The 26,402-nt window shown below is 37.0% G+C and carries 21 protein-coding genes; 1 reads left to right on the top strand and 20 read right to left on the bottom strand.

The genetic code is table 11. The features are described from left to right. Positions 1 to 25: 25 nt before the first annotated feature. The 12 genes from coaE to ACSG5Z_RS09585 all read right to left on the bottom strand — a co-directional run bounded on the left by coaE (position 26) and on the right by ACSG5Z_RS09585 (position 13,400). Positions 26 to 628, bottom strand: a complete 603-nt coding sequence (gene coaE / locus ACSG5Z_RS09640; RefSeq protein ID WP_000219319.1) for a dephospho-CoA kinase — start codon at positions 626 to 628, stop codon at positions 26 to 28. A gap of 53 nt (positions 629 to 681) precedes the next feature. Beyond that, positions 682 to 1,314 (bottom strand): sporulation membrane protein YtaF, encoded by a 633-nt coding sequence (gene ytaF, locus ACSG5Z_RS09635; protein ID WP_000281739.1) that lies wholly within the window; start codon positions 1,312 to 1,314, stop codon positions 682 to 684. 72 nt (positions 1,315 to 1,386) lie between these two features. Further along, positions 1,387 to 2,217: a DNA-formamidopyrimidine glycosylase gene (mutM, locus tag ACSG5Z_RS09630; protein ID WP_137011419.1), complete on the bottom strand. Its 831-nt coding sequence runs from the start codon at positions 2,215 to 2,217 to the stop codon at positions 1,387 to 1,389. A 12-nt stretch (positions 2,218 to 2,229) separates the two neighbouring features. Further along, complete coding sequence (gene polA, locus ACSG5Z_RS09625; RefSeq protein ID WP_048544346.1) at positions 2,230 to 4,863, bottom strand: DNA polymerase I; 2,634 nt, start codon at positions 4,861 to 4,863, stop codon at positions 2,230 to 2,232. A 283-nt stretch (positions 4,864 to 5,146) separates the two neighbouring features. Continuing rightward, positions 5,147 to 6,910 carry a sensory box histidine kinase PhoR gene (gene phoR, locus ACSG5Z_RS09620; RefSeq protein ID WP_435711356.1) on the bottom strand — a complete coding sequence of 588 codons (1,764 nt, stop codon included), beginning with the start codon at positions 6,908 to 6,910 and terminating at the stop codon, positions 5,147 to 5,149. After that, a complete protein-coding gene (gene phoP / locus ACSG5Z_RS09615; protein ID WP_001065223.1) occupies positions 6,903 to 7,622 on the bottom strand; it encodes a two-component system response regulator PhoP in 720 nt (239 codons plus the stop codon). The genes phoR and phoP overlap by 8 nt, the downstream gene beginning before the upstream one ends. Before the next feature lie 153 nt (positions 7,623 to 7,775). Then, entirely contained in the window at positions 7,776 to 8,021 is a 246-nt protein-coding gene (locus ACSG5Z_RS09610) for a hypothetical protein (RefSeq protein WP_435711355.1), read from the bottom strand. Positions 8,022 to 8,299: 278 nt separating this feature from the next. Continuing rightward, a complete protein-coding gene (locus tag ACSG5Z_RS09605; RefSeq protein ID WP_000914190.1) occupies positions 8,300 to 8,773 on the bottom strand; it encodes a MaoC family dehydratase in 474 nt (157 codons plus the stop codon). Between the two features lie 217 nt (positions 8,774 to 8,990). Beyond that, on the bottom strand, positions 8,991 to 9,929 hold the full coding sequence (mdh, locus tag ACSG5Z_RS09600) for a malate dehydrogenase (protein WP_088609290.1): 939 nt from the start codon (positions 9,927 to 9,929) through the stop codon (positions 8,991 to 8,993). A 20-nt stretch (positions 9,930 to 9,949) separates the two neighbouring features. Next, positions 9,950 to 11,242: an NADP-dependent isocitrate dehydrogenase gene (gene icd / locus ACSG5Z_RS09595; protein ID WP_000206896.1), complete on the bottom strand. Its 1,293-nt coding sequence runs from the start codon at positions 11,240 to 11,242 to the stop codon at positions 9,950 to 9,952. A gap of 160 nt (positions 11,243 to 11,402) precedes the next feature. After that, positions 11,403 to 12,551 carry a citrate synthase gene (gene citZ / locus ACSG5Z_RS09590; RefSeq protein WP_435711354.1) on the bottom strand — a complete coding sequence of 383 codons (1,149 nt, stop codon included), beginning with the start codon at positions 12,549 to 12,551 and terminating at the stop codon, positions 11,403 to 11,405. A gap of 387 nt (positions 12,552 to 12,938) precedes the next feature. After that, positions 12,939 to 13,400 carry a DUF441 domain-containing protein gene (locus tag ACSG5Z_RS09585; protein WP_000625511.1) on the bottom strand — a complete coding sequence of 154 codons (462 nt, stop codon included), beginning with the start codon at positions 13,398 to 13,400 and terminating at the stop codon, positions 12,939 to 12,941. A gap of 420 nt (positions 13,401 to 13,820) precedes the next feature. Between ACSG5Z_RS09585 and ytvI the strand changes: the two genes are divergently transcribed. Further along, a complete protein-coding gene (gene ytvI, locus ACSG5Z_RS09580) occupies positions 13,821 to 14,939 on the top strand; it encodes a sporulation integral membrane protein YtvI (RefSeq protein ID WP_137011421.1) in 1,119 nt (372 codons plus the stop codon). A 631-nt stretch (positions 14,940 to 15,570) separates the two neighbouring features. Here the strand turns inward: ytvI and ACSG5Z_RS09575 are convergent. The 8 genes from ACSG5Z_RS09575 to dnaE form a co-directional block, all read right to left on the bottom strand. After that, positions 15,571 to 15,960 (bottom strand): FxsA family protein, encoded by a 390-nt coding sequence (locus tag ACSG5Z_RS09575; RefSeq protein WP_048544357.1) that lies wholly within the window; start codon positions 15,958 to 15,960, stop codon positions 15,571 to 15,573. A 195-nt stretch (positions 15,961 to 16,155) separates the two neighbouring features. After that, complete coding sequence (pyk, locus tag ACSG5Z_RS09570; protein ID WP_001232677.1) at positions 16,156 to 17,913, bottom strand: pyruvate kinase; 1,758 nt, start codon at positions 17,911 to 17,913, stop codon at positions 16,156 to 16,158. A 53-nt stretch (positions 17,914 to 17,966) separates the two neighbouring features. After that, the gene (gene pfkA / locus ACSG5Z_RS09565; protein WP_000821162.1) at positions 17,967 to 18,926 is read right to left on the bottom strand and encodes a 6-phosphofructokinase; all 960 of its coding nucleotides are present in this window, start codon (positions 18,924 to 18,926) and stop codon (positions 17,967 to 17,969) included. 128 nt (positions 18,927 to 19,054) lie between these two features. Continuing rightward, on the bottom strand, positions 19,055 to 20,029 hold the full coding sequence (gene accA, locus ACSG5Z_RS09560; protein ID WP_137011423.1) for an acetyl-CoA carboxylase carboxyl transferase subunit alpha: 975 nt from the start codon (positions 20,027 to 20,029) through the stop codon (positions 19,055 to 19,057). Continuing rightward, a complete protein-coding gene (gene accD, locus ACSG5Z_RS09555; RefSeq protein ID WP_000942866.1) occupies positions 20,017 to 20,886 on the bottom strand; it encodes an acetyl-CoA carboxylase, carboxyltransferase subunit beta in 870 nt (289 codons plus the stop codon). Before accD ends, accA begins: the two co-directional genes overlap by 13 nt. Before the next feature lie 185 nt (positions 20,887 to 21,071). Beyond that, complete coding sequence (locus ACSG5Z_RS09550; RefSeq protein WP_000204434.1) at positions 21,072 to 21,716, bottom strand: FadR/GntR family transcriptional regulator; 645 nt, start codon at positions 21,714 to 21,716, stop codon at positions 21,072 to 21,074. Between the two features lie 14 nt (positions 21,717 to 21,730). After that, the gene (ystJ, locus tag ACSG5Z_RS09545) at positions 21,731 to 22,939 is read right to left on the bottom strand and encodes an NADP-dependent malic enzyme (protein WP_170968340.1); all 1,209 of its coding nucleotides are present in this window, start codon (positions 22,937 to 22,939) and stop codon (positions 21,731 to 21,733) included. A 133-nt stretch (positions 22,940 to 23,072) separates the two neighbouring features. Then, complete coding sequence (dnaE, locus tag ACSG5Z_RS09540) at positions 23,073 to 26,399, bottom strand: DNA polymerase III subunit alpha (protein WP_137011427.1); 3,327 nt, start codon at positions 26,397 to 26,399, stop codon at positions 23,073 to 23,075. Positions 26,400 to 26,402 lie beyond the last annotated feature (3 nt).

The following is a 26,402-nucleotide window of genomic DNA, read 5'->3' as shown; positions in this document are numbered from 1 at the left end:
ACATTTTCATTAATTTCACAATTTTTTAGTCAATAATGTTCCAATTCTTTAAAATCACCTGTAATTGTGTTTTCGTTCCCATAATTGTGCCATCATTATTTATCACTTCATCTGCATTTTTCACTTTTTCTTCTAACGGCATTTGAGATTGAATACGAACTGTTGCTTCTTCTTCTGAAAAATTATTTCGTTTCATTAAACGTTCTAATTGCGTATGTGGCTTAACCGCTACAACTAATACGCGGTCAACGAGACTTGTTAATTTGCTTTCAAATAAGAGAGGTATATCTAACACAACCGCTTGCATACCTTCCTTTATGTACTTTTCCTTTTGTGTATTCATTTCCTCACGAACTGCAGGATGAACGATTTTATTTAACTGCAATCGTTTTTCTTCATTATAGAAAACGACACTTCCTAATTTCGGGCGATCCAATTCTCCATCTTCTTGTAATACTTCCGTTCCAAACACTTCTACAATTTTGTTATATGCTGGTTTTCCTCGTTCTACAACTTCTCGCGCAATAATATCTGCATCAATAACTGGTATACTCAGTTCACGAAACATTTGAGACACTGTACTTTTTCCACTTGCAATGCCTCCTGTTAATCCAATTACTACTGTCATCATAATCCTCCTCACAATATAAAAGGCGCGAAACTAATGTTCCACGCCCATACTTACATTTTCCAAATTCCAATAATAATGAGTAATACCCCAGGCAGGAATGTAAATTTTTGTAACCATTTCATATTTGATAAAACCGTTCCAAGTTTCATTCCAATAAATAAAAACAAAGAACTCATAACCGCAACTAATATTGCCATCATAGCGGGCGCATACCCTAATAAAGATGCACCAATTCCAGCACCGAACGAATCTATAGAAAGAGCGATACCAAGAAGTAACGCTTCTCCTGCAGAAATGGTGCCTGATTTATCAAAATCTGCAACAGTCGGTTTCCGTAAAATTTGAATCACTAGCCCGAGCGAAGCAATTTCTAATTTCCAAACCTTCTCCTCTTGCTTTGGTTCTTCTTTTTTCTCACTTCGAAAAAATTGGTATAATACCCAAATTCCTATTCCAATAAGAACAAGCCCACCGATACGCGTTGCGATAACAGGTGAAAATATTTTCGCGATCATATGTCCAATTCCCATTGAAACAAGCATAACAGCCGCTGAACACATTCCGATAATGATAATTGATCTTAGTGGAATTCTTACGCTTCTTAAACCATATGTTAGCCCTACACTACAGCTATCTAAGCTTAATGTAAAAGCTAATAAAATAAGAGATAAATAAAGGTACATCGGTAAGCTCCTCCCTTATACATAGCCCTGCTGTATGTATATGACAAATGCCTATCCGATGTTATCTCTTTTCTATATTCTCGGCTGACAAATCGGGCAGTAATGCGTTCCTCTTCCGCCAACAACTGTTTTTTCTAATATCGTACCGCAAGTCACACATGGTTCTCCTTTTTTTCCGTATACATTTAGAAGTTCTTGGAATGAGCCAATTTGCCCTTGCGAATTCATATACGTTCGAATTGTACTTCCGCCTCGCTTCACTGCTTCACCTAACGTTGTAACAGTCGCCTCGTAAATTCGTTCAATTTCTTCTGCTGTTAAAGACGAAGCTTCTCGTTCCGGATGAATTTGAGAACGGAATAAAACCTCATCTACATATATATTTCCAAGCCCTACTAAAAGACGCTGGTCTAATAATACGACTTTTATTTTACGATTGGTCTTTTGCAATCTTTCTTGTAAATACTGCGGTGTCAATTCAGCATCAAACGGCTCCGGACCTAAGTCAGCAAGAGGCATTTGACTCAATTCTTCACCTTTCTTAAAGAGATGCATCGTACCAAACTTTCTCACATCTTTATAATGTAATTCAGTTCCATCTGTAAATAAGAAACGGACGTGTGTATGCTTATCAATTGGCTCATCCTCTTGATGCAGTAAAAACTTTCCTTCCATACGTAAATGTGAAACAATAACATAATTCGTTACATATAAAAGCAAAAACTTTCCTCTTCGCTTTATATTTTCAATCTTCTCGCCTCTTAGCATTTCTTTAAAGATTTCTGCATCATCTGGACGTTTTACTATTTTTGGATAAGTAATAATGACATCTTCAATCGTTTTTCCTGTTACAAGATTTTCAAGCGTCCGCCTAACATTTTCAACCTCTGGTAATTCAGGCATTTCATCACTTCCTTATTTTGCGTCGTACCAAGTTGGACCGTAAGAATAATCAACTTTCAGCGGAACCGCAAGTTCAATCGCATGCTCCATTACTTCAGGTACAAGCTTCTCTAATTTTTCAATTTCTTCTTTTGGTGCTTCAAATATCAATTCATCGTGTACTTGCAGAAGTAGACGCGCCTGTAATCCTTCTTCTTCTAGACGGTCTGCCATAATAATCATCGCTTTTTTAATAATATCTGCTGCAGTCCCTTGAATTGGTGTATTCATAGCCGTACGCTCAGCAAAGCTACGTAAATTGAAATTACGACTCGTAATTTCCGGAATATAACGGCGGCGATTTAATAATGTAGCCACATACCCTTTTTGTTTCGCATCTTTTACGATGTCACTCATGTATTCTTGTACACCAGGGAAACTTTCTAAATACTTTTCAATAAATTCCGCTGCTGCTTTTCTTGTAATTCCTAAGTTTTGTGAAAGACCATAATCACTAATACCATATACAATTCCGAAATTGACAGCTTTCGCTTGTCGTCTCATATTCGAAGTTACTTCATCTTTTTCAACGCCAAATACATCCATCGCTGTTTTCGTATGAATATCCATGTCATGTTGGAACGCTTCAACTAGCCCTTTATCATTTGCAATATGAGCTAATACGCGAAGTTCAATTTGTGAATAATCTGCCGCATACATAATCCATCCTTCTTCTGATGGAACAAATGCCTGACGAATCTTTCTTCCTTCTTCTAATCGAATCGGGATATTTTGCAAGTTCGGATCCGTTGAACTTAATCGACCTGTTTGCGTTAATACTTGATTGAAACGAGTATGGATTTTAGATGAATCTTCATGTACAACTTTTAATAAACCTTCAATATAAGTTGAATTTAGTTTCCCTAATTGCCGATAATGTAAAATGTTTGGAATGATTTCATGGCGATCCATAAGCTTTTCTAGTACATCTGCTGACGTAGAATAACCTGTTTTCGTCTTTTTAATAACTGGTAAGTTTAAGTTCTCAAACAGAATAACACCAAGCTGCTTCGGTGAATTAATATTAAATTCTGTTCCCGCAAGCTTATAAATTTCCTGTTCCATTTCCTTTAATCTACCTGCAAGTTCTTCTCCCATATTACGAAGACGCTCCGTATCAACTTTTACACCTTTTACTTCCATATCAGCTAATACACGCGCAAGTGGTAATTCTAACTCTGTAAACAGTTCATATTGCTCATTCTTTTGTAACTCTTCAACGAATGTTTGCTTTACATCATATAATACGTGCACTTTACGAGCTACATGCTCCGCTACTACTTCTAGCTCTGGAACAGCACGCTTCGCACCTTTTCCGTAAACTTCTTCATCAGATTTCACAGCATGTGTTTCTTTCATTTTTGCTACAGTACGGAAATCTTTATCCGTATCAGCCGGGTCAAGTAAATAAGCAGCGATTAGTAGATCAAAGTCAATCCCTTGCATATCTATCCCGTTCCATTTAAGTGCAACGATTGCGCGCTTCGCATCAAATGTATACTTTCTCATTTCTCCATCTGCAAGCCACTCTTTAAAAGCGTCTGACTTAAGAGCAATTTCTGTTTGAATAAAGTAACAGCCATTTTCATTTTGAATACCAAAACCTTGAATGTCCGCTTTATGATAGTTATCTTCTTGTACTTCAACAATAAGCGCACTATCTTGTACTAGCATTTCTTCTGTAACTTCTTCCACAATATCAAATGTAATATCATCTAATTCAGCTGGAGTCGTTTCTTCTGGCGTAACACCTAATTTATTTAAAAGTGATGTAAATCCTAAATTCTCGAACATTGGAATCACATCACTTGCTTCATACCCTTTATACTCCATATCATCCACATGCACTGTAATCGGCGCATCTGTAATAATAGTTGCAAGATCTTTACTCATAAGAGCTTGGTCTTTATTTGCTTCTAGCTTTTCTTTTAATTTCTTCCCGCTTACTTGATCTATATTTTCATACACTGCCTCGACCGTTTCAAACTGTGTTAACAATTTAATCGCAGTTTTTTCACCAACTCCTGGTACACCTGGAATATTATCTGACTGGTCTCCCATTAAACCTTTCATATCGATAATTTGCTTTGGTGATAAGCTGTATTTCTCAAATAAAGCTTCTTTCGTATATTCATCCACTTCTGTAATCCCTTTACGAGGAATACATACGAGTGTATTATCTGAAACAAGTTGCAGTAAGTCTTTATCTCCTGAAATAACTTTTACATGAAACCCTTGTTCACTCGCTTCTTTCGCTAACGTCCCCATAATGTCATCCGCTTCATAATTTTCTAATTCATAACGTGGTACGTTGAATGCATCAAGCATCTCACGAATAAACGGGAATTGCTCTGATAATTCAGGTGGAGTCTTTTGACGTCCTCCTTTATACTCACTATACGTTTTATGACGGAATGTCGTTTTACCCGCATCAAACGCTACTAACATATGCGTTGGTTTTTCTTCCTCTAATATTCTCATTAACATCATTGTAAAACCGTAAATTGCGTTCGTATGTATACCTTTGTCGTTATTTAAAAGCGGTAGTGCAAAGAAAGCACGATACGCGATATTGTTACCATCTACTAATACGACCTTTTTTTCCAAACCAGAAACCTCCCCATACAAATTTGAAATGATTTTTTTCACAGAAAAAAACCGTTCCTTTCCTCTCTCTATATTAACATGACTAATAGAGAGAAGAAAAATAACGGCTATTTTCTATCATATATACAAACGTTTACTAACATAAAAGGGAAGTGACGAGAATAGCATAACTATTCTCGTCCAAAATTACTCCTTGGATGAAGGGGTTTTCATGTATTATATTAACAGACCTTTATTAATATTTAATTAAGCCATTGTTAATATATTGTAAACATCCTTCATCCTATTTTTCAGTTGCTGATTTTGGTAAAACAACTGTAAATGTTGTCCCTTCCCCAACTTCACTATCCACTGTAATCGTACCGTGATGTGCCTCAACTAAATGCTTTACAATCGATAATCCGAGGCCTGTACCACCAGTATTTCTACTTCTCGCTTTATCCACTCGGTAAAAGCGTTCAAAAATACGCGGAATTTCATCTTTACTAATACCAATTCCCGTATCCGATACTTTTATATAAGCATTATATTTATCTTCTACTAATTCTACAGAAACAACGCCTCCAGCCGGCGTATATACGATTGCGTTATTCATTAAATTAATAAAGATTTGCTTCAAACGACTTGGATCTCCAATGACCGAGACTCCTTTTAGCGCATTTACTTGTAAAGAAATTTCTTTTTCTCCTGCTTTGTTATCAAGCACCATATGAATGTCTTCAAGAAGTCCCTTCATATCAACGGTCCCCATACTCAATTTAAATCCTTGTTGCTCAATCTTTGATAAATCTAATAAATCTTCAATTAACCCTTGCATGCGTTCACTTTCTTTTAAAATAATGTGCAAGAAATGTTCGCAGAATTTTTTATTATCCATAGCACCGTCCAAGAGCGTTTCTGAAAAACCTTTAATAGAAGTAATCGGTGTCTTTAGTTCATGAGACACATTCGCTAAAAAGTCTTTTCTCATTTGTTCTAATTTCTTTAGCTCAGTAATGTCATGGAATACAAGGACAATCCCTTTCCATTCATGGTTCGTCCCGATAATCGGCGCTCCATATACTTCGAAATGCTTTCGCTCAATTCCAAGCGGCAATAACATTTGTTTACGCACTTTCACTTCTGTCATAAAGATTTCTTCCACGAGCTCTATAATTTCTGTATGATGAAACGACTCATAATATAAACGATCTAAATATTCTTCATCTGTTACGTGGAAAGTCTCCTTATAAGAACGGTTTACAAGGTTTATATAACCGCGGCTGTCTATTAAAATCATTCCGCTTCCCATATTTTCAATTAACGTATGCAGACGATCTTGTTGCATTTCTTGCTCAAGTGTCATCTCTTGTAAATTACGGGCTAAAATATTAATCGCTTTACTCAGCATTCCCGTTTCATCCGAATGACTTTCATAAGCGCGTGCTTTATAATTTCCCTTCGCTAATTCGATAGCAACTTTCGTAACGGATTCAATCGGCCTAATATATTGCCCTGTAATTTTCATACCTAAAAATACGACTACGAGACAAGCGATAACAAATCCGATAATTAATAATCCCCACGTTTTTTGATGAACAGATTTCAAAGGCTCAATTGTACTTTTCACCAAAATGTACCCTTGTTTTCCTGCTACATCTTGAACGAATACCGCATGGTAAAATTCATTATTCTGATCTGTTTCTTTCGTAATGACTTTGTTTCTTTGTTTTGTTGTTTCAGAAGAAAGTTCTTTAATTATCCCTTGGCTAAATGCAGACTGTTCTCCGCCGCTATATTGAACTTTCTTTTTTTCATCTACAAATGCAATAGAAGCCTGTATTTTTTCTTCTAACTTTTCAAATACATATGGATTTTTTAAAACATTATCAAAACCCTGTTCTTCTGCTAATACCGCAACATACTCTGTCTCTTTTACCATTCTCTCTTTTGCATGATCTATATAGTAGTTTTCAAACACGGTTTCCAGTAATAAACCTAGTCCAACTAAAATAAAAACAATAAGAGAAACAAATGTAAAAAGAAGCCTGGAACGAAATTTATTCATCCCCTTTTGGCTCCTCTAATTTATATCCTAAACCACGTATCGTTTTAATGTACGTCGGTTTTTTCGTATTTTGTTCAATTTTATCGCGCAAATGGCTAATATGAACGTCAACAATTCGTGTATCACCAGCAAAATCATAGTTCCATACAGCACTTAATAATTGATCACGTGTCAACACGCGACTTTTATTTTTCGCAAGATAAACAAGTAGTTCAAATTCTTTTGGTGTTAATTCAAGCTTTCTTCCTTGGAAATAAGCCTCATAAAATTCCGGCAAAATTTTAAGTTCAGCAAGTGTGATGCTCTCTTCATCTGACGCTTCTTTCACTTGTTCTTCTTGTTGTAATTTCGTGCGGCGCAAAATTGCCTTCACACGCGCAACAACTTCCCTTGGGCTAAATGGCTTCGTCATATAATCATCTGCCCCAAGTTCAAGACCTAGCACCTTATCAAATTCATCATCTTTTGCTGTTAACATTAAAATCGGCGTCATAACGCGCTGCAATCGTAATTCTTTACACACTTCCATACCATCCATTTTTGGAAGCATTAAATCTAATATAATTAAATCTGGGCGTTCTGTTGTCGCTTTTTGAAGCGCCATTTCTCCATCCATCGCTGTTATCACTTCAAACCCAGCTTGTTGTAGATTAAATTCAATTAAAGTTAAGATAAATTCCTCATCATCAACTACTAAAATACGATTGTTCATTCTTTTCCTCCAAGTTATAGACTTGAAACCTTCTTCATCCTAGTATTTTCCCCGTTATTCTCATCATACTAGAAAACAAGGTCCCTCTCAATATAATTGTCTATTCATGGGCTCGTTTCTACTAATGCTTCGAAAATAAAAGCAATTAAAACTTCATTCTCTCTCCCTCTCCGCTATCCAAACCCGGTAGATAAACCTACCTTTTTCAAAGTATTTTTCCGTATGAACCACAAATCCCCTCTCCTGCGCTAGGGAAAACGAAAGAGCATACGCTATTTTATAGTCCGGTGTTTCATATCTATCAAATAGTCTTCCATACATTTCATTCGCGACCCCGTCTGCCCACACTTCAGCTTCTCTTATCGTTTCAAAGATAACATCTTCTTTTTTCCACTTCACCTTAAAAATCACCCCTTTTATTGACTTACATTATTAATCTTTATATTATTAATTTAAATATATAAATATTAAAAACACGGAGGTCTATTATGCGATTAGTTCTACCTATTCTATCTTTAGTAGTAACATGTATTCTTACTTTCAACGCCCCAAGCTGGGATACTATTAAAACAGGTTGTTCCGATTTTGCCGAAGGATTCACACAAGGATTCTTCAACTAAAAATAGCGCTAGCCCCCTTATAGAAAGGTATGCTAGCGCTATTCATATTTTCATGTTTTAAAAATTATCTAATGCTTTTTCCATAATAGAAACTGATTTAAAAGGCGGCGTTACTGTTAAAGAACCCTTTACAACCGTTTCTCCTTTTTCATCATGAGCAGATACAAGCATATCAATTGTATGTTCCTCCTCAGAAACAGCTACAACTTCAAAATGGATTTGTAACGTTTCATAATGATGAACATGCTTCACGAACGTAAGGTCCTTCCTAGTAATATGACTGCCTGGACCTGGTAAATATTTCGTAACTGCCGTTGTAATCATTCCCGTTAGCATAATGCTTGGTACAATCGGCTTTTCATACGGAGTTTGGGATGCGTAATCATGCTGAATATATAATGGATTGGCATCATTCGTTAACCCTAAGTACAATAACAAATCTTTATCCTCAATTTTTTCAGTGATAGATAATTTCTCTCCTACTGTAATTTCATCCATTCTACGACCAATTTGAACTTTTTTCTTTAACATGTTACAACCCCCTCCGATTTTTTCACCTTATTATCCTACTAATAGCGATACCTTATCCGAAATTTACTATGATGAGGGCAATGTATAGTATAAATCTATAGTTTCATTATAGGATACACCAAATGATAGCGTTTTCACATTATTTCAAAAAAACATTTGAATAAATAGTAGAAAAAGATTCGGGGCCCCGAATCTTTTTCTACTTAATATTTAATTATTAAACAAGAACCTTCATTATATTACGTACAGATTCTACAGAGCGATCTAACGCTTCTCTTTCATCTGTAAGAAGTTCTAACTCAATAATTTTTTCAATTCCGTTACCACCTAGAATTACTGGTACGCCTAAGTAAAGGTCGCTATAACCATATTCACCTTCAAGGTACGCAATAGCTGGTAATACACGGCGTTGATCTTTTAAGATTGCTTCTGTCATTTCAACTAAAGAAGCAGCTGGTGCGTAATATGCACTACCGTTTCCTAATAAGCCTACAATCTCGCCGCCACCTTTACGGGTACGTTCTACGATTGCTTCTAAACGCTCTTTCGGAATTAACGTTTCTAACGGAATGCCACCTGCATAAGAATAACGTACAAGAGGTACCATATCGTCACCGTGTCCACCAAGAACAAATCCTGTAATATCTTTCACAGAAAGATTTAATTCTTGTGCAATAAATGTACGGAAACGAGCTGTATCTAATACGCCCGATTGACCGATAACACGCTCTTTCGGGAATCCTGCTTCTTTAAATACAGAATATGTCATTGCATCAACTGGATTTGTTAACACAACAATAATCGCATTTGGTGAATGTTTTGCAATGTCGCGCGTAATACTTTTCATAATTTTAGAGTTTGTTGCTACTAAGTCATCACGGCTCATACCAGGCTTACGTGCAATACCTGCTGTAATAACGACAACGTCAGAATCAGCAGTATCTGCGTAATCAGATGTTCCAATAATGTTAGCATCAAAACCTTGTACTGGGCTCGCTTCTAACATATCTAACGCTTTCCCTTTTGTTGGATTTTCCAGTTGTGGAATGTCCACTAATACAACATCTGCAAGTTCTTTTTGTGCTAATAAGAATGCTGTTGTTGCTCCTGTAAATCCTGCACCGATGACTGAAACTTTCTTGCGTTTGATTGTCATAATTTACCCCCCCGCTTTAATTATGCGTTTTTGATTATCGCTACATCCATGTTTTTAATAAGTTCATTAGCGAACTCAGAACATTTCACTTCTGTTGCACCTTCCATTAAGCGTGCGAAATCATAAGTTACTACTTTTGAAGCAATTGTTTTCTCAACTGAATCAGTTACTAATTTCGCAGCTTCGTTCCATCCTAAGTGCTCTAATAATAATACACCAGAAAGAAGAACTGAAGATGGGTTTACTTTGTCTAAACCTGCATATTTTGGAGCTGTACCATGTGTAGCTTCAAAGATAGCATGTCCAGTCACATAGTTAATGTTTGCACCAGGTGCAATACCAATTCCACCTACTTGTGCAGCAAGTGCATCAGAGATGTAGTCTCCGTTTAAGTTCATTGTTGCAACAACATCGAACTCACGTGGACGAGTTAAAATCTGTTGTAAGAAGATGTCTGCAATAGAATCTTTTACGATGATTTTCCCAGCCACTTCAGCGTCTGCCATCGCTTTATTCGCTGCATCTTTACCATCTTTCTCAACGATACGATCATATTCAGCCCAAGTAAATACTTTATCGCCGAATTCTTGTTCCGCTACTTCGTAACCCCAGTTTTTGAAAGCACCTTCTGTAAATTTCATAATGTTTCCTTTATGAACTAATGTAACAGAAGAACGTTTTTCGTTAATTGCATATTGAATTGCAGCACGAACAAGACGCTTTGTCCCTTCTTCTGAGATTGGTTTAATACCAATACCAGATGTTTCTGGGAAGCGGATTTTATTAACACCCATTGCTTCTTTTAAGAAAGCAAGGACTTTTTCTGCTTCCGGAGATCCTTGTGCATATTCAATTCCAGCATAAATGTCTTCTGTATTCTCACGGAAAATAACCATATCAGTATCTTCCGGACGTTTTACAGGTGAAGGAACACCATCAAAATAACGAACTGGACGTAGACATACATATAAATCTAATTCTTGACGAAGTGCTACGTTTAGAGAACGAATACCACCGCCAACTGGAGTTGTAAGTGGACCTTTAATCGCGATTAAATATTCACGGATTAAATTTAAAGTTTCTTCTGGTAACCACTCGCCTGTTTGGTTGAATGCTTTTTCCCCTGCAAGCACTTCTTTCCAAACGATTTTCTTCTCACCATCATAAGCTTTTTCAACTGCTGCTTCTAGTACACGAGATGCAGCTGCCCAAATATCAGGACCAATTCCATCTCCTTCGATAAATGGAATAATCGGATTGTTTGGTACATTCATAACACCATTAGTTACAGTAATTTTTTCACCTGTCGTCAATGTGATAACCCCCATGTTTGAAATTTCATATGTATGAAACTGAGGGAATAACCCCTCAGTTCAAACCGTTATTTAAATTAAAATATTCTAATCATTACGTCTTTCCGAAAAAATCAGACTTTTGAAAGCGTATTTTCACTATCAAAATAGTGTTTTTCGCTTATCGTTGTGCAATTGGAACGTACACTTGATGTGTTGGTCCATTATAATCAGCACGCGGACGGATTAAACGGTTGTTTTCATATTGTTCTAGAATATGAGCTAACCAGCCTGACATACGGCTAATTGCAAAAATAGGTGTAAATAAGTCATGGTCAATTCCTAAACAATGGTATACAGAAGCTGAATAGAAATCAACATTTGGTGGAAGACCTTTTTCTTTTGTTACAATGTCTTCAATTTTGATAGACATATTATACCATTTGTCTTCTCCTAAAAGCACGCATAATCTCTTAGACATTTCGCGTAAATGTTTTGCACGCGGATCACCCTGCTCATATACACGGTGGCCAAAGCCCATGATTTTCACTTTATTTTGAAGAGCATTATGAATATATGATTCTACATTTTCTTCTTCGCCAATTTCAGTTAGCATCTTCATTACATTTTCGTTTGCCCCGCCGTGAAGAGGACCTTTTAACGCACCGATTGCTGCTGTAATACCAGAATATACATCTGAAAGTGTAGCTACACAAACGCGTGCAGTAAATGTAGAAGCGTTTAACTCATGATCTGCGTGAAGTACAAGCGCCTTGTCAAAAGCTTCAATTTCAACTTCATTTGGCTCGCGATCATTTAACATGTACAAGAAGTTTGCAGCTAATGATAAATCGTTTCTAGGCTCAACAATATCTAAACCTTTACGAATTCTTGCATAAGCAGCAACTAAAGTTCCCACTTGAGCCTGCAATTTAACCGCTTTCAAATAATTGGAGTTTTCATCCATAATTTCAGCGCTCTCATCGTATAATGATAGCATGGAAATTGCAGTTCGTAAAACAGACATCGGATGTGCGATTTTTAAATCTACTTGTTTCAAATATGTTAAAATCTCACCTGGAACTTTATAGTATTCCGATACAATCTCTTTAAATTTCGCTAGTTCTTGTTCATTAGGAAGCTTGCGATGCCATAATAAGTACACTACTTCTTCAAATGTAGCATTCTCAGCTAAATCATCAATATTATACCCAACATAAGTTAATGTATCATCAATAATAGAGCTCACAGATGATGTTGTTGCTACTACCCCTTCTAAACCTCGAATAACAGTCATGACATTCTCTCCTTTTCCTGAAAATTCTCCCAACCTTGCTCCTTATATCTATTTGCTTCCCTTTTGAATTATGAACGCCCGTTCACTCTTTAGGCAAGCAAAATGCACGATCATGCAAATTTGTTGCGATGTTCCCCTCTTATTGTCCATTGTTTACATGGAAAGCATGAGCGTGAATGTCTCCCCGAATCCTCACGCTCAAAACAACAAGTTAGTGAGGAAAATTAATCCCGAAGAGTTTTATGATAAAAACAACATAAAACAATATCATTATAAAATTGTTTTATGTTGTTTTTATTTTATCTGGTGTAAAGTCTCTGCTGTTATGTAACTTTTCAAAGTTTCTAATCCTATTATAAACAATTATCTGACTTTTGTGAACAGAAAGAATTCAAAAATTTTATATTACTATAAAATTCCTTATTTAAACATCTGTATAATACTCATAACTGCATAGGCAATTCCAGCCCCAATTAATGGACCTACAGCAACTCCATTAAATAAAGCAACCGCTATAATTGTCCCGAAAACGAGCGCAGTTGTAATATGAGGATCCGTCGTCAATAATTGTACGCCGCCTTTCGCTAACAAAGCAACCGCTACCCCTGAGGCTAAAGCAATCCATGCATAATACGATTTCGCCGCTTCTCCAAGTTGTTTAAAACCTATTTCCCCCGTTGCAATCGGTACGAGTACTGCTATTGTAATAACCGTTACACCGAGGTTAATCCCTTTCGTTTGTAGATAAGGAAAGACTTTATCTCCTAGAAACGTAAATTTCAATAAAAATAACACACCAATAGCTACAGTAAGCGATTGGTTTTTAGCAACAAGTCCTATAATAAGTAGTATGAATAAAAATAACGTTGACTGACTAATCATGTTTACACTTCCTTTCTGAAAATAATGAACTCATTTCCAAACAAAAATACCTTTAAACCTATCGTTATACATGCTATATCGATGTATATTCAACAATAACCACTTCATTTTTTATGTATTTTAAAATGCTAAACTGAGACTTTCATCATCAAAAATTTAAGCCTATATACATTTTTGAAAACGATTGTCTCTCCTTTCTTTTCTAATAAGAAACAGGTAAAATAAAAAGAAGAGAAAATGAAGTTTTTACCATATAGTAGAAGCATCAACACCAAGCTTTTACAGTCACTCATGTACTGAAAAAGCAGGAAAAATCCATCATTCCACTATAACATAAAGTGAAACTTTAATCAGCGGGGCACACTCGTTATAAGTTGAACGAATTAGGATAATCCAAATTGGAATGGGAGGTATACATCTTTGAACCGAAACTTACTATATATGATATTGCGACTCATATTTGTCATTGTAGCAACGGTAGCCGGGTTCTATGCATTACTATATATGTCAGGACTTATCTATCCTTTTATTATCGCTTTCGCATTTGCTTATTTGATTAATCCTGTCGTCAATTTCCTTAATCAAAAACTACAATTTCCTCGCGCACTCGCAGTACTCGTTAGCTTAATTCTCGTATTTGGAGCTATCGTCGGACTCGTTACATACCTTGTAACAGAAGCCATATCGGCCACAACATACTTACTACAACTTGTTACAGTAAAGTTCCCGGATATCGTTAAATTCGCAGAGCAATTTGCACTTAATCATATTATGCCTCTCTATGATGATTTAATTTCTAAATTTAATCATCTTGGGGAACCACAGCGCTATACGATTACACAAAACATTCAAAACTTAGGAACCGAAGCAACGACGCAAATGAAAGAACTTTTAACTGCTATTATAAGCGGGTTAACAAATTTCATTAGTGCATTACCAACCACTTTAACTGTCCTTGTATTCGTTTTATTAGCCACTTTCTTCATTAGTTACGATTGGCATCGTCTTGCTCAGAAAGTAAGAAAATTTTTGCCCAATCGTGTTCATGGCTATGGAAAAACTATTTTTGTCGACTTAAGAAAAGCTTTATTTGGTTTTGTTAAAGCACAACTTACACTCGTATCTATGACAACTGTTATTGTACTAATCGGACTTTTAATATTACGCGTACCATACGCCATTACTATCGCGATTATTACAGGGGTTGTAGATTTACTCCCGTATTTAGGAACAGGTGCCGTCTTCGTTCCTTGGGTTATATACGTATTTTTCACTGGCGATACTGCTTTCGCCATCGGTCTTCTCGTCTTATACATCGTCGTGATTGTCCAAAGACAAATTATGGAGCCTAAAGTACTTTCATCTAATATCGGCCTCGATCCACTAGCAACACTGATCGCTCTATTTGTCGGCTTTAAGCTTTTTGGCTTTTTAGGATTAATCATCGGTCCAGTCATCTTAGTACTACTTAATACATTGCACAAAGCTCGTGTATTCCATGATTTGTGGAAATATATTAAAGGCTCACCTTCAAAATAATAGTTTCTAATTCATATACAACAAAGAACTTATATGTAATCAGTGGGAATTTCCCACTGATTATTCCTTATACTTGTTTTTCACACTCATTACATACAACAAGAGAATTTCCCACAAAAAGGATAATACTCTTGTTTTTTTGCATAGAAAACGCATATTCCGAGGTATTTTTACATATTTATTCTATTATTTTTATAATTATTACTTACATTTATTACTTTTTATGTAAATGAATAAATATGCAAAATGGTATAAAATAAGACTTAAACTAACATTTTTCCTGTTCGTATCTAACTTTTCCATACCAATTGATTCTTTTTATATACAAAAACCAACTTGAGTTCATATGAATTTCCCTACAACACATTCATTAAGAACCACCTCCATATCCAATCGAAAAATACATAGCAAATATAATAAGGCAAAACTATGATCAGTAAGGATTTTGTCCACCACCGATTATTAACTTTCACCAACCGGACTTGTATGAGCAGTCTGATTTCCACTTAACTCCTTCGCATTCACCACATTTTAAGGCATGATACAGCAAAACTTTAATCAACAGAACTTCATCCATCTCTCATCCTTTTGGGGGCAAAAAAATAGTGCTTAGATCGCTATAATCTAAGCACTATTTCTGCACAATAATAGTAGAACTCTTTCTAAACTTCCATTCCATCCACTTCATAACAAATGGCTTCAACAAAGCCCTCGTCATAGGGATAACGAAGATCAAACCTATTATATCCGTTACGTATCCAGGAAGTACCAAAAGAATACCTCCTACAAAGATAAAAATACCATCCAGTACCGCTCCTCCTGGCATTTCTCCTCTATTCAACTTAGATTGAATCTCTCTAAGCACTTTAAATCCTTGCCTTTTCGCCAAATAGACACCTACAACACCCGTAAATACAATCATAGCGAACGTAGACCATAAACCTATTACATGACTCGATCCAATTAAGACTGTAATCTCAATCGCCGGTATTAAAATAAACAAGAATAGTAACCACTTCATAGTTCTACACTCCTCTCACTCATCACTTTAAACGAACCCAGAGCGCCCGTATACGCTACACAGAAACTAAACACCTTTCCCTATTGAACCTCGTAACAAACGGATTTCAAACGTAATTCCAGGCGTTTCAAGCTGATTCCACCTCGTTTTTGTGTAAAAAAAAGAGAAGGACTCCGATCCTTCTCTTCGTATTACTTATAGCACTTCCGCATGTCCATTATAAACAATTCCGCGTGCTGCATCAACTGTTACTTCTTGGCCATTTTTTAAAGTTGCTGTTACGCCGTTTACACCAACGATAACAGGAATACCGATTGATACACCTACAACAGCCGCATGGCTTGTTAGACCGCCTTCTTCTACAACTAGAGCAGCAGCTTTTTCGATTGCAGGAATCATATCTTTATCAGTGCTTGTTGTAACAAGGATATCACCTTTGTTTACGTTCGCTACAGCTTCAGCAGCTGTTTTCGCTACAACTACTTTACCTTTTGCAGCTTTACGACCGATTCCTTGTCCTTTCGCAACTTCTTCACCAACAACATGGATTTTCATTAAGTTTGTTGTACCAGTTTCAGCAACTGGAACACCAGCAGTGATTACTACAGTGTCTCCAAGTCCAATTAGACCTGCATCCATACCTGTTTGAATTGCAGTATCTAACATTTCGTCAGTAGACGCTGCACGTTTTCCAGCCATAAATGCTTGTACACCCCAAACAAGTGCAAGACGACGTCCTACTTGCTCGTCAGATGTTACAGCTACGATTGGAGATTTCGGACGGTATTTAGAGATCATTTTCGCAGTATGTCCACTTTCTGTTGGAGCTACGATTGCAGCTACATCAAGAGCAAGTGCTGTATGCGCAACAGATTGGCTAATTGCATCTGTAATTGTTGGAGTGAACTCTTTAATACGTTTTTTGAACATATCTTCATATTGTAATGATTTTTCAACACGTACTGCAATGTTAGCCATCATTGTTACTGCTTCTACTGGGTATTGACCAGCAGCTGTTTCACCTGAAAGCATGATTGCATCTGTACCATCGAAGATTGCGTTAGCTACGTCACTTGCTTCCGCACGAGTTGGACGTGGGTTACGTTGCATAGAATCTAACATTTGTGTCGCAGTAATAACCGGTTTACCTAACACGTTACATTTTTTGATTAGACGTTTTTGTACTAATGGTACTTCTTCTGGTGGAATTTCTACACCCATATCACCACGAGCTACCATTAAACCATCAGAAACTTCTAAGATTGAATCGATGTTATCGATACCCTCTTGGTTTTCGATTTTTGGTACGATTTGGATGTATTGAGCGTTATGCTCTTCTAATAATTCACGGATTTCTAATACGTCAGATGCTTTACGTACGAATGAAGCTGCGATGAAATCAACTTTTTGCTCGATACCGAAGACGATATCTTTTACGTCTTTTTCAGTGATACCAGGAAGCTTAATGCTTACGTTTGGTACGTTAACACCTTTTTTATTTTTTACAGTTCCGCTGTTTAAAACTTTTGTACGGATGTTTCCGTCAGCTTTTTCGATTACTTCTAGTTCGATAAGACCGTCATCGATTAGAATACGAGAACCTGGGTCTACATCGTCATAAAGACCAGCATAAGATACAGAGAACTTCTCTGCAGTACCTAATACTTGCTCAGTAGAAAGAACTACTTCTGCACCTGTTACAAGCTCAGCTTGTCCGTCTACGAAGTCGTGAGTACGGATTTCTGGACCTTTTGTATCAAGTAAGATACCAACTGTTTTACCAGTTTTCTTTGAAGCTTCACGAATGTTTTTAATACGAGCGCCGTGCTCTTCATGGCTACCATGAGAGAAGTTTAAACGAGCAACGTTCATACCCGCTTCGATTAATTGTTCTAATTTCTCAATACTTTCACTAGCAGGACCTATAGTACATACAATTTTAGTTTTACGCATATTGCACCTCCGAAAATTATGAAACCGTTCCCAAATATCCGACATTAAGCCGATTAGATGGATAATTCTTTAGATAATTGATACATATCTTTATCGATTGTATGCTTTTGAGCTAACGCTTCGATAATATCATGATCAACAAGTTTATTATCTTGAATACCTACACAGCGTCCACCTCTACCAGCAATTAATAATTCAACTGCTCTTGCGCCAAGACGACTTGCTAATACACGGTCTTGTGCACTTGGTGATCCACCACGTTGTACGTGACCTAATACAGTTACACGAGTATCAAAGTTTGTTGCTTCTTCAATGTGCTTACCGATGTCAATTGCACTTCCAACACCTTCAGCCACAATGATAATACTGTGTTTTTTACCACGTTCACTACCACGCTTCAGACGAGCAATAACATCTTCCATGTCATACTCTTCTTCTGGAATTAAGATTGTTTCGGCACCATCAGCTAAACCAGCCCATAATGCGATATCTCCAGCATGACGTCCCATTACTTCGATAACATATGTACGTTCATGAGATGTAGCTGTGTCACGAATTTTATCAATTGCATCAATAACAGTATTTAAAGCTGTATCAAAACCAATTGTGAAGTCTGTTCCAGGAATATCATTGTCGATTGTACCTGGTACACCAACACATGGGAATCCTTGTTCAGTTAATTTTTTAGCACCTTGGTAAGAGCCATCTCCACCAATAACAACAAGTCCTTCGATACCGTGTTTCTTTAATTGCTCGATACCTTTTAGTCGTACTTCTGGATCTTTAAACTCAGGACATCTTGCTGTATATAATTTCGTACCACCACGGTGGATAATATCGCCAACAGAACCAAGTTCTAATTTTTCAATATGACCAGAAATTAAACCCGCGTATCCATGGTAAATACCATATACTTCAATATCATGGAAAATCGCTTTACGAACAACTGCACGAATGGCAGCATTCATACCAGGTGAATCTCCACCACTTGTTAATACACCAATACGTTTCATTTGTACTCACCTCATAAAGATTATTTGCCTTATAATAAAATAACACGAAAAAATATAAAAACACAATGGAGAAGATGTGTCTTTTCATAATAAAAACGTGCATTCGCGAAGAGGAACGCACGCTTTTATTATTTTATCCCAATGGAAGCGTTTGAAAACGAAACTTGCCCAATTTTCATATATTTTTCATAACGTTTTTCGATTAATTCATCTTTCGAAATTCCGCTTAATTGTTCAAAAGTTTTCTTAAGCATTAAATCTATATTTTCTGATTGTTTTAAAATGTTACGATGCGCTCCACCTTTTGCCTCTGGAATAATTTCGTCAATTACACCTAATTCTTTCAAATCTAACGCTGTAATTTTCATCGCTTCTGCAGCTTCTTTTGCTTTACCAGCGTCTTTCCAAAGAATTGCCGCCGCACCCTCTGGTGTAATAACAGAATACGTGGAATTTTCCAGCATATGAATGTAATCTCCTACTCCAAGACCTAACGCACCACCACTACCACCTTCACCGATAACAATACAAATAACAGGTACCGTTAAACCCGCCATTTCAAATAAATTACGGGCAATCGCCTCACTTTGTCCACGTTCTTCAGCTGCTTTACCAGGATAAGCTCCCTTCGTATCGATGAAACAAATAATAGGACGATTAAACTTTTCCGCTTGTTTCATTAGACGCAGTGCTTTTCGATATCCTTCTGGATGAGGCATCCCAAAATTACGACGAATATTTTCTTTCGTATCTTTTCCGCGTTGGTGCCCAATTACAGTTACAGGCATCCCCTTATATTTCGCAATGCCGCCGACAATCGCTGCATCGTCGCCAAATAGGCGATCTCCATGACATTCAAAAAAATTAGTAAATAAGTGCTCAATATAATCGAGCGTTGTCGGCCGTTCTGCATGACGAGCAATTTGAACACGGTCCCATACTTTCATATTGCCGTATATATCTTCCTCTAATTTTTCTAGCTTTTCTTCCAAAATACGAATCTCCTCACTGAAGTCCATCTGGCTGTTTTTCGTATAGTCTTTCAGTTCACGAATCTTATTTCTTAGCTCAACAACTGGTTTCTCAAATTCTAGCTCTGCCATACAGCCATTTCCCCTCCTTGATGAACTTCTAAAATCTTACGGAGTGATTCTCTCATATCATCACGATGCACAACCGCATCTAATTGACCGTGCTCTAATAAAAATTCTGCCGTTTGGAAATCTTCCGGTAGTTTTTCACGCACTGTTTGTTCAATTACACGTCTACCAGCAAATCCGATAAGTGCACCTGGCTCTGCAAGATTGTAATCACCAAGTGAAGCGAAACTCGCTGAAACCCCGCCCGTCGTTGGGTGAGTCATAACAGAAATAAATAACCCTCCTGCATTACTATGCTTTTTCAAAGCTACGCTTGTTTTTGCCATTTGCATTAAACTTAATATCCCTTCTTGCATACGGGCACCACCCGACGCAGTAAAGATAATAAATGGAACTTGTAAGTCGTATGCTTTTTCAACTGCACGGGCAATTTTCTCTCCTACAACAGAGCCCATGCTGCCCATTCGAAAACGAGAATCCATTACTGCAACAACAACAAGCATGTCATCAATTGTTCCTTCACCAGTTACAACCGCTTCGTTCAATTTAGTCTTCTTACGATCGCTCTCTAGTTTCTCTTCGTATCCTGGAAACTCGAGTGGATTTAATGAAACCATTTCTTTGTCATACTCACGGAATGACCCTTCGTCCAATATACTATCAAGACGTTCCCATGCATTCATAGGATGATGATATCCACAATTCACACATACTTTTAAATTTTTTAGAAGCTCTTTCGTATACATGATTTTTTTACATTTCGGACATTTTGTCATAACACCATCCGGTACATCTTTTCGTACTTGTTCTGAAGGTATTGCAGCGTACTTTTTCTTTTTCACGAATAAATCTCTTAGCACAATTTGACCCCCTTCGTTGAGAGCTAAGGTTAGCGCAAGAAGAAAATTGGGCTAACACCAAAGTTTGATGTTAGCCTTATCTTCTCAATCTGTCTAATAACCTCACTCTTTACGTTTAACTTTAACCGCTACGCGATAGAATGTTTGTCATAACGTGTCATGGTCATTTCGACAAATTTTATACATTACGAGTGAAACTGTATATTCTCTACTAATTCATCGTAAATTTTTAGTGCATCATTTTCTTGTTTTTCTTCCAAAGTAGCATAAAGCTTTCTATACATATCGATAGAATCTCCTGAAACTTCACAAGAAAGAGTTGATACGTAATCATTTACGATCATCCAAATGCGATAGAGTAAATAATTATCGACTTGTTCAATGAGTGTTTTAAAGAACGTTTGATGAAGCATTGGAATCGAGTTTTCATTTTCTTCAAGCACTTGATTTAATTTTCTTAGCACTTTAGAAAACGTTTCTTTCGGCAAATTACATACAATTCGAATCATATCTTTCTCAAGCAATCGTTTTGTTTGTAATAAATCACGAATTGTTTTCTCATCTTGCAGCAAGAACGGCGCAATCAATTGTACAAGACCGTTATCGTAAAAGTTTCGAATAAACGTCCCTTCACCACGTCTCGTTTCAATCAATCCTACCAGTTCTAAAGCACGCAATGCTTCTCTTACAGAGGAACGCCCTACGTTTAAACGTGAACTTAACTCACGCTCAGACGGCAAACGATCCCCCGCCACCAATCCATCTTCTTCCATAATGGAACGGATTTTTTTTACAATTTCGAGATATACTTTTGTATTTGATGATGTCAATGGAAATTCCTCGCTTATTCTTTACCAATCAGCGCTAATTGTTTTGTTTTCTCAGCAATCTCATTTGGATCTACTTGACGGCGAGCTACTCCTGTCTCCATTGCAGCTTTCGCAACGTAAGCTGCCACTTGAGGCGCTACACGCGCGTCAAACGGTGCCGGAATGATATAGTCTGCATTCAACTCATCTTCTGCTACAAGCTCAGCAATAGCCTGTACAGCCGCCATCTTCATTTCTTCGTTAATTTGTGTCGCATGTACGTCAAGTGCACCACGGAAAATACCAGGGAACGCTAGTACATTATTTACTTGGTTCGCGAAGTCAGAACGACCCGTTCCAACAACAGCTGCGCCCGCTGCTTTTGCCAATTCTGGCATAATTTCTGGAACTGGATTCGCCATTGCAAAAATAATTGCATCGTCATTCATTGTACGAACCATCTCTTCTGTTAATGCACCTTCTGCAGATACACCAATGAATACGTCCGCACCTTGTACAACGTCAGCTAAAGAACCTTCAATACGATTCTTATTTGTATATTTTGCAACTTCATCCTTCACCGAATTCATACCTGTAGGACGACCATCATAGATTGCGCCTTTACGGTCACACATAATAATGTCGCGTACACCATAGCGATATAAAAGTTTAATAATTGCAATACCTGCTGCACCTGCGCCATTTGCGACAACTTTAATGTCAGACATTTTCTTTCCAACTAATTTTAGCGCGTTCACAAGACCTGCTACTGTTACGATAGCTGTTCCGTGTTGATCATCATGGAAGATAGGAATATTTGTTTCTTTTTTCAAACGTTCTTCAATAATGAAGCAGTTTGGTGCTGCGATATCCTCTAAGTTAACGCCGCCAAAAGTTGGCTCCATTAATTTTACAGTTTCAACAATTTTATCTACATCGTTTGTATTTAAGGCAATTGGGAATGCATCTACACCAGCAAAGCTCTTGAATAATACAGCTTTACCTTCCATTACTGGAAGAGATGCTTCAGGTCCAATGTTACCAAGACCAAGTACAGCCGTTCCATCTGTCACAACTGCTACCATATTTCCCTTCATCGTATATTCATATACCTTACTTTTATCGTCATAAATTTCCTTACAAGGTTCTGCAACCCCTGGAGAATATGCAAGACTTAAATCTTTTGCATTTTCTACTTTTACTTTTGATACAGTTTCTAATTTTCCTTGATGCACTTTATGCATGTGAAGTGCTTCTTCACGAAGTGTTGACAAACTATCCACTCTCCTCAAATTATTCTAGCTGATATCAATTTCTCCAAGTGGTCTGACCACGAACACTACTACTATAATAATCGAAGTGTAGGGAAATTGTCCATTATATTTTCACAACTACATTTTCTTCCCCGACAATTTCACGAAGTGCTCCTAAACATTCTTCACTTGGATGAATCGATAAACTTCGAGACAATTGTACCATTTTATGTTCCTTTTCATAATAAATTAGTACTTTCGCAAAACCTGAATAGTCAAACAATATTTTAGTAACCTGATTTAAAAGCTTTTTCTCATACTGAGACGACAATTTCACGTAAACAGATGCATCTTTCTTTTCTTCATACACATCCATTTCTTCTAACGGATATAGTCCATTTACAATCCATTGCAACTTATGATTTCTAAGCTCAATCATGCCGTCAACTAAAACAATTGCTCCTTCTTGTAACTTATCTGAGAAATGTATATATGTTTCAGGGAAAAGAACTGCTTCCATTTCATCGTTTTGATCACAAAATGTAATAAACGCCATCTTTTGCAACTTTTTCGTACGAATCACTCTCACGCTTGTTATATACACGATAGCCCTTTGTACTTTTTTCTTATGTCGCATTGCCTGAGCAAGAGATGGAATTTCTAATTCTTTCGCTAACTTCACATACTGCGCTGTCGGATAGCTTGATAAATAAAAACCTAGTGCTTCCTTCTCTTTATTTAACTGTTCAATAAAAGAGAGCTCTTCTCCTTGCACGTATTTTGATTTTGGAACAGCATCTCCTAAATCACGTGCAAGATTTGCGTACTCTAACGCTCCTTTAAGGCTTTTCCATAAATTTGTTCTCGAAACACCAAAATCGTCAAAACACCCAGACCAGACGAACGCCTCTAAATTTCGCTCTGTTACAAACTTTGATGGCATGCGAAGACAAAATTCAAATAAATCTTCAAATACTTTTTTCTCTCGTTCTTCGAGTAATGCTGTCACTGTAGCCATTCCGATGTTTCGAATTGAAAGTAAACTGTAACGTATCGCATTACCTTCTATTTGGAAATTGTAACCACTTCTCTGAAGAGACGGCGGCAAAACGTGAAAACCTTTCCGCTTCGTTTCTCGTATATACTGCACAATCTTATCTTCATTTCCAATTGCACTTGATAATAATGCTGTCATAAATTCCAGCGTATAATTCGCTTTTAAGTAAGCAAGCTGATATCCAATCATACTGTAGGCTACAGCGTGACTTCGGTTAAAACCGTAATTCGCAAATCTTACAATTAAATCGTAAATTTTCTCTGCGGATGTCTCGTCATAACCATTTTGTAAACAGCCTTGTACAAAATGCTTACGCTCCTGATCTAAAATATCACGATTTTTTTTACTCACTGCACGGCGTAATAAATCTGCTTCTCCGAGCGAGAATCCCGCCAACTTCGACGCAATTTGCATAATTTGTTCTTGGTATACAATTACACCGTATGTTCTTTCTAAAATCGGCTTTAAATCCGGATGTAAATATTCAATTTTTCTTTTTCCGTGCTTTGATTCAATAAAGGTTGGAATTTGTTCCATTGGTCCTGGTCTATATAACGAGTTAACAGCGACAATATCTTCAAATTCATTCGGTTTTAACCCGCGAAGTACATTTCGCATACCACCTGATTCAAGCTGGAATACACCTGTTGTATCCCCTCTACCTAACAATTGGAACGTCTTTTCATCTTGAAGTGGTAAATTTCTTAAATCAATTTGTGTCCCCGTCTTTTTCACGATAAACTTTATAATATTTTCAAGTAACGTTAAATTACGTAATCCTAAAAAATCCATCTTTAACAAACCAAGTTCTTCTAATGCATCAGCTGGGTATTGCGTAACATACACATCGTTATGCCCTTCTTGTATTGCAACACTTCCGGTTAACGGCTCTTGGCTCATAATAACGCCAGCTGCATGAATAGACGTATGACGTGGTAAGCCTTCTACACGTTTTGCAATTTCAAACACACGCTCATGTAACAGATTCCCTTGTATAAACTCACGGAGTGATTGCGATTCCTCATATGCATCTTTTAACGTTATACCAAGCTTTGATGGGATAAGTTTTGAGAATATGTCAATGTCTCGCGGCGGAAGCCCCATTACACGCGCAATATCTCTAATCGCCGCTTTCGCTGCAAGCGTCCCGAACGTTACAATTTGTGCAACACGCAGCTGACCATATTTATCTTTCACATATCGAATCATCTCATCACGTCTTATATCTGGAAAATCGATATCAATATCTGGAAGTGTCACACGTTCAGGATTTAAAAATCTTTCAAATAATAGATCGTATTCAATCGGATCAATATCTGTAATTTCTAATACGTAAGAAACGAGTGAGCCGGCTGCCGATCCACGTCCTGGTCCTGTTAAAATATGATTTTCATGCGCATACTTCATAAAATCCCACACGATGAGGAAATAATCACTAAACCCCATACTAGAAATAACGTTTAATTCATGATTCAAACGCTTTATATGTACTTCTTTCGGCGTACCATATCGTTTCTGCAAGCCTTCTTCACAAACGCGGCGTAAATACATATCATTCGTCTCGTTAGCTGGAACAGGAAATTTCGGTAATTGATTTATATGAAACGGTATTTCTACTTTGCAACGTTCTGCAATTTCTACTGTGTTATAAATCGCTTCTTCTACGTGAGAAAATAGTGCTCCCATTTCATCTGATGATTTTAAATAATATTGATCAGTTTTCAACCTTGGTCTATCTGGATCAGTCATTTTCGTTCCACTTTCAACAGATAATAAGCACTCATGAACAAGTGCGTCACTTTGATTGATGTAGCGTACATCGTTTGTTGCAACGACTGGAACATTTATCCTACTCATAAATGCAGGTAATTTCTCTTGCAGGAGCAGTTCATCTTGAATCGCATGATGCTGCAAACTCATATAAAAATTGTCGAACATACTTTGATACATGCGAGCTACTTCTTCAGCTTGACTCTCTTTGTCTTCTAATAATAATTGTTCAATTTCCCCATCTTTACCTGGTGAAATAGCAATTAATCCTTTCGCATAATGGGCAAGCCACTTTTTCGGAATACCTTCTTTTGACTTCGTCATAATGCTACTAGAAATCTTTAATAAATTTTGATAGCCCATTTCATTTTCAGCAAGTAAAACAAGCGGATAAGATTTTTCCTCTTCTTCACTAAAAATAGAAGCTGTTAAGCCGATAATAGGCTGTATACCATGTTTCTTACATGCTTTATAAAACGGAATAACGCCATACATAACATTTTCGTCTGTAATAGCGAGTGACGAGAAACCAAGTTCTTTCGCCCTGACTACAAGCTCATCAATTTTACAAGCACTTTTTAATAAACTAAAAACGGTTTGACATTGTAAATGCACAAACTTCACTGT

Source organism: Bacillus pretiosus, assembly GCF_051294775.1.
Lineage (GTDB): Bacteria > Bacillota > Bacilli > Bacillales > Bacillaceae_G > Bacillus_A > Bacillus_A wiedmannii.
This window is presented reverse-complemented; position numbering and strand designations above follow the sequence as displayed.

Excerpts from the sequence above, each read along its gene's own strand:
- coaE (WP_000219319.1), bottom strand. The coding sequence starts at position 628 with ATGACAGTAGTAATTGGATTAACAGGAGGCATTGCAAGTGGAAAAAGT.
- ACSG5Z_RS09605 (WP_000914190.1), bottom strand. The coding sequence starts at position 8,773 with ATGTTAAAGAAAAAAGTTCAAATTGGTCGTAGAATGGATGAAATTACA.
- ACSG5Z_RS09585 (WP_000625511.1), bottom strand. The coding sequence starts at position 13,400 with ATGATTAGTCAGTCAACGTTATTTTTATTCATACTACTTATTATAGGA.
- mutM (WP_137011419.1), bottom strand. The coding sequence starts at position 2,217 with ATGCCTGAATTACCAGAGGTTGAAAATGTTAGGCGGACGCTTGAAAAT.
- ystJ (WP_170968340.1), bottom strand. The coding sequence starts at position 22,939 with ATGCATAAAGTGCATCAAGGAAAATTAGAAACTGTATCAAAAGTAAAA.
- phoP (WP_001065223.1), bottom strand. The coding sequence starts at position 7,622 with ATGAACAATCGTATTTTAGTAGTTGATGATGAGGAATTTATCTTAACT.
- ACSG5Z_RS09575 (WP_048544357.1), bottom strand. The coding sequence starts at position 15,960 with ATGAAGTGGTTACTATTCTTGTTTATTTTAATACCGGCGATTGAGATT.
- pyk (WP_001232677.1), bottom strand. The coding sequence starts at position 17,913 with ATGCGTAAAACTAAAATTGTATGTACTATAGGTCCTGCTAGTGAAAGT.
- pfkA (WP_000821162.1), bottom strand. The coding sequence starts at position 18,926 with ATGAAACGTATTGGTGTATTAACAAGTGGTGGAGATTCACCTGGTATG.
- accA (WP_137011423.1), bottom strand. The coding sequence starts at position 20,029 with ATGGCAGAGCTAGAATTTGAGAAACCAGTTGTTGAGCTAAGAAATAAG.
- phoR (WP_435711356.1), bottom strand. The coding sequence starts at position 6,910 with ATGAATAAATTTCGTTCCAGGCTTCTTTTTACATTTGTTTCTCTTATT.
- ytaF (WP_000281739.1), bottom strand. The coding sequence starts at position 1,314 with ATGTACCTTTATTTATCTCTTATTTTATTAGCTTTTACATTAAGCTTA.
- mdh (WP_088609290.1), bottom strand. The coding sequence starts at position 9,929 with ATGACAATCAAACGCAAGAAAGTTTCAGTCATCGGTGCAGGATTTACA.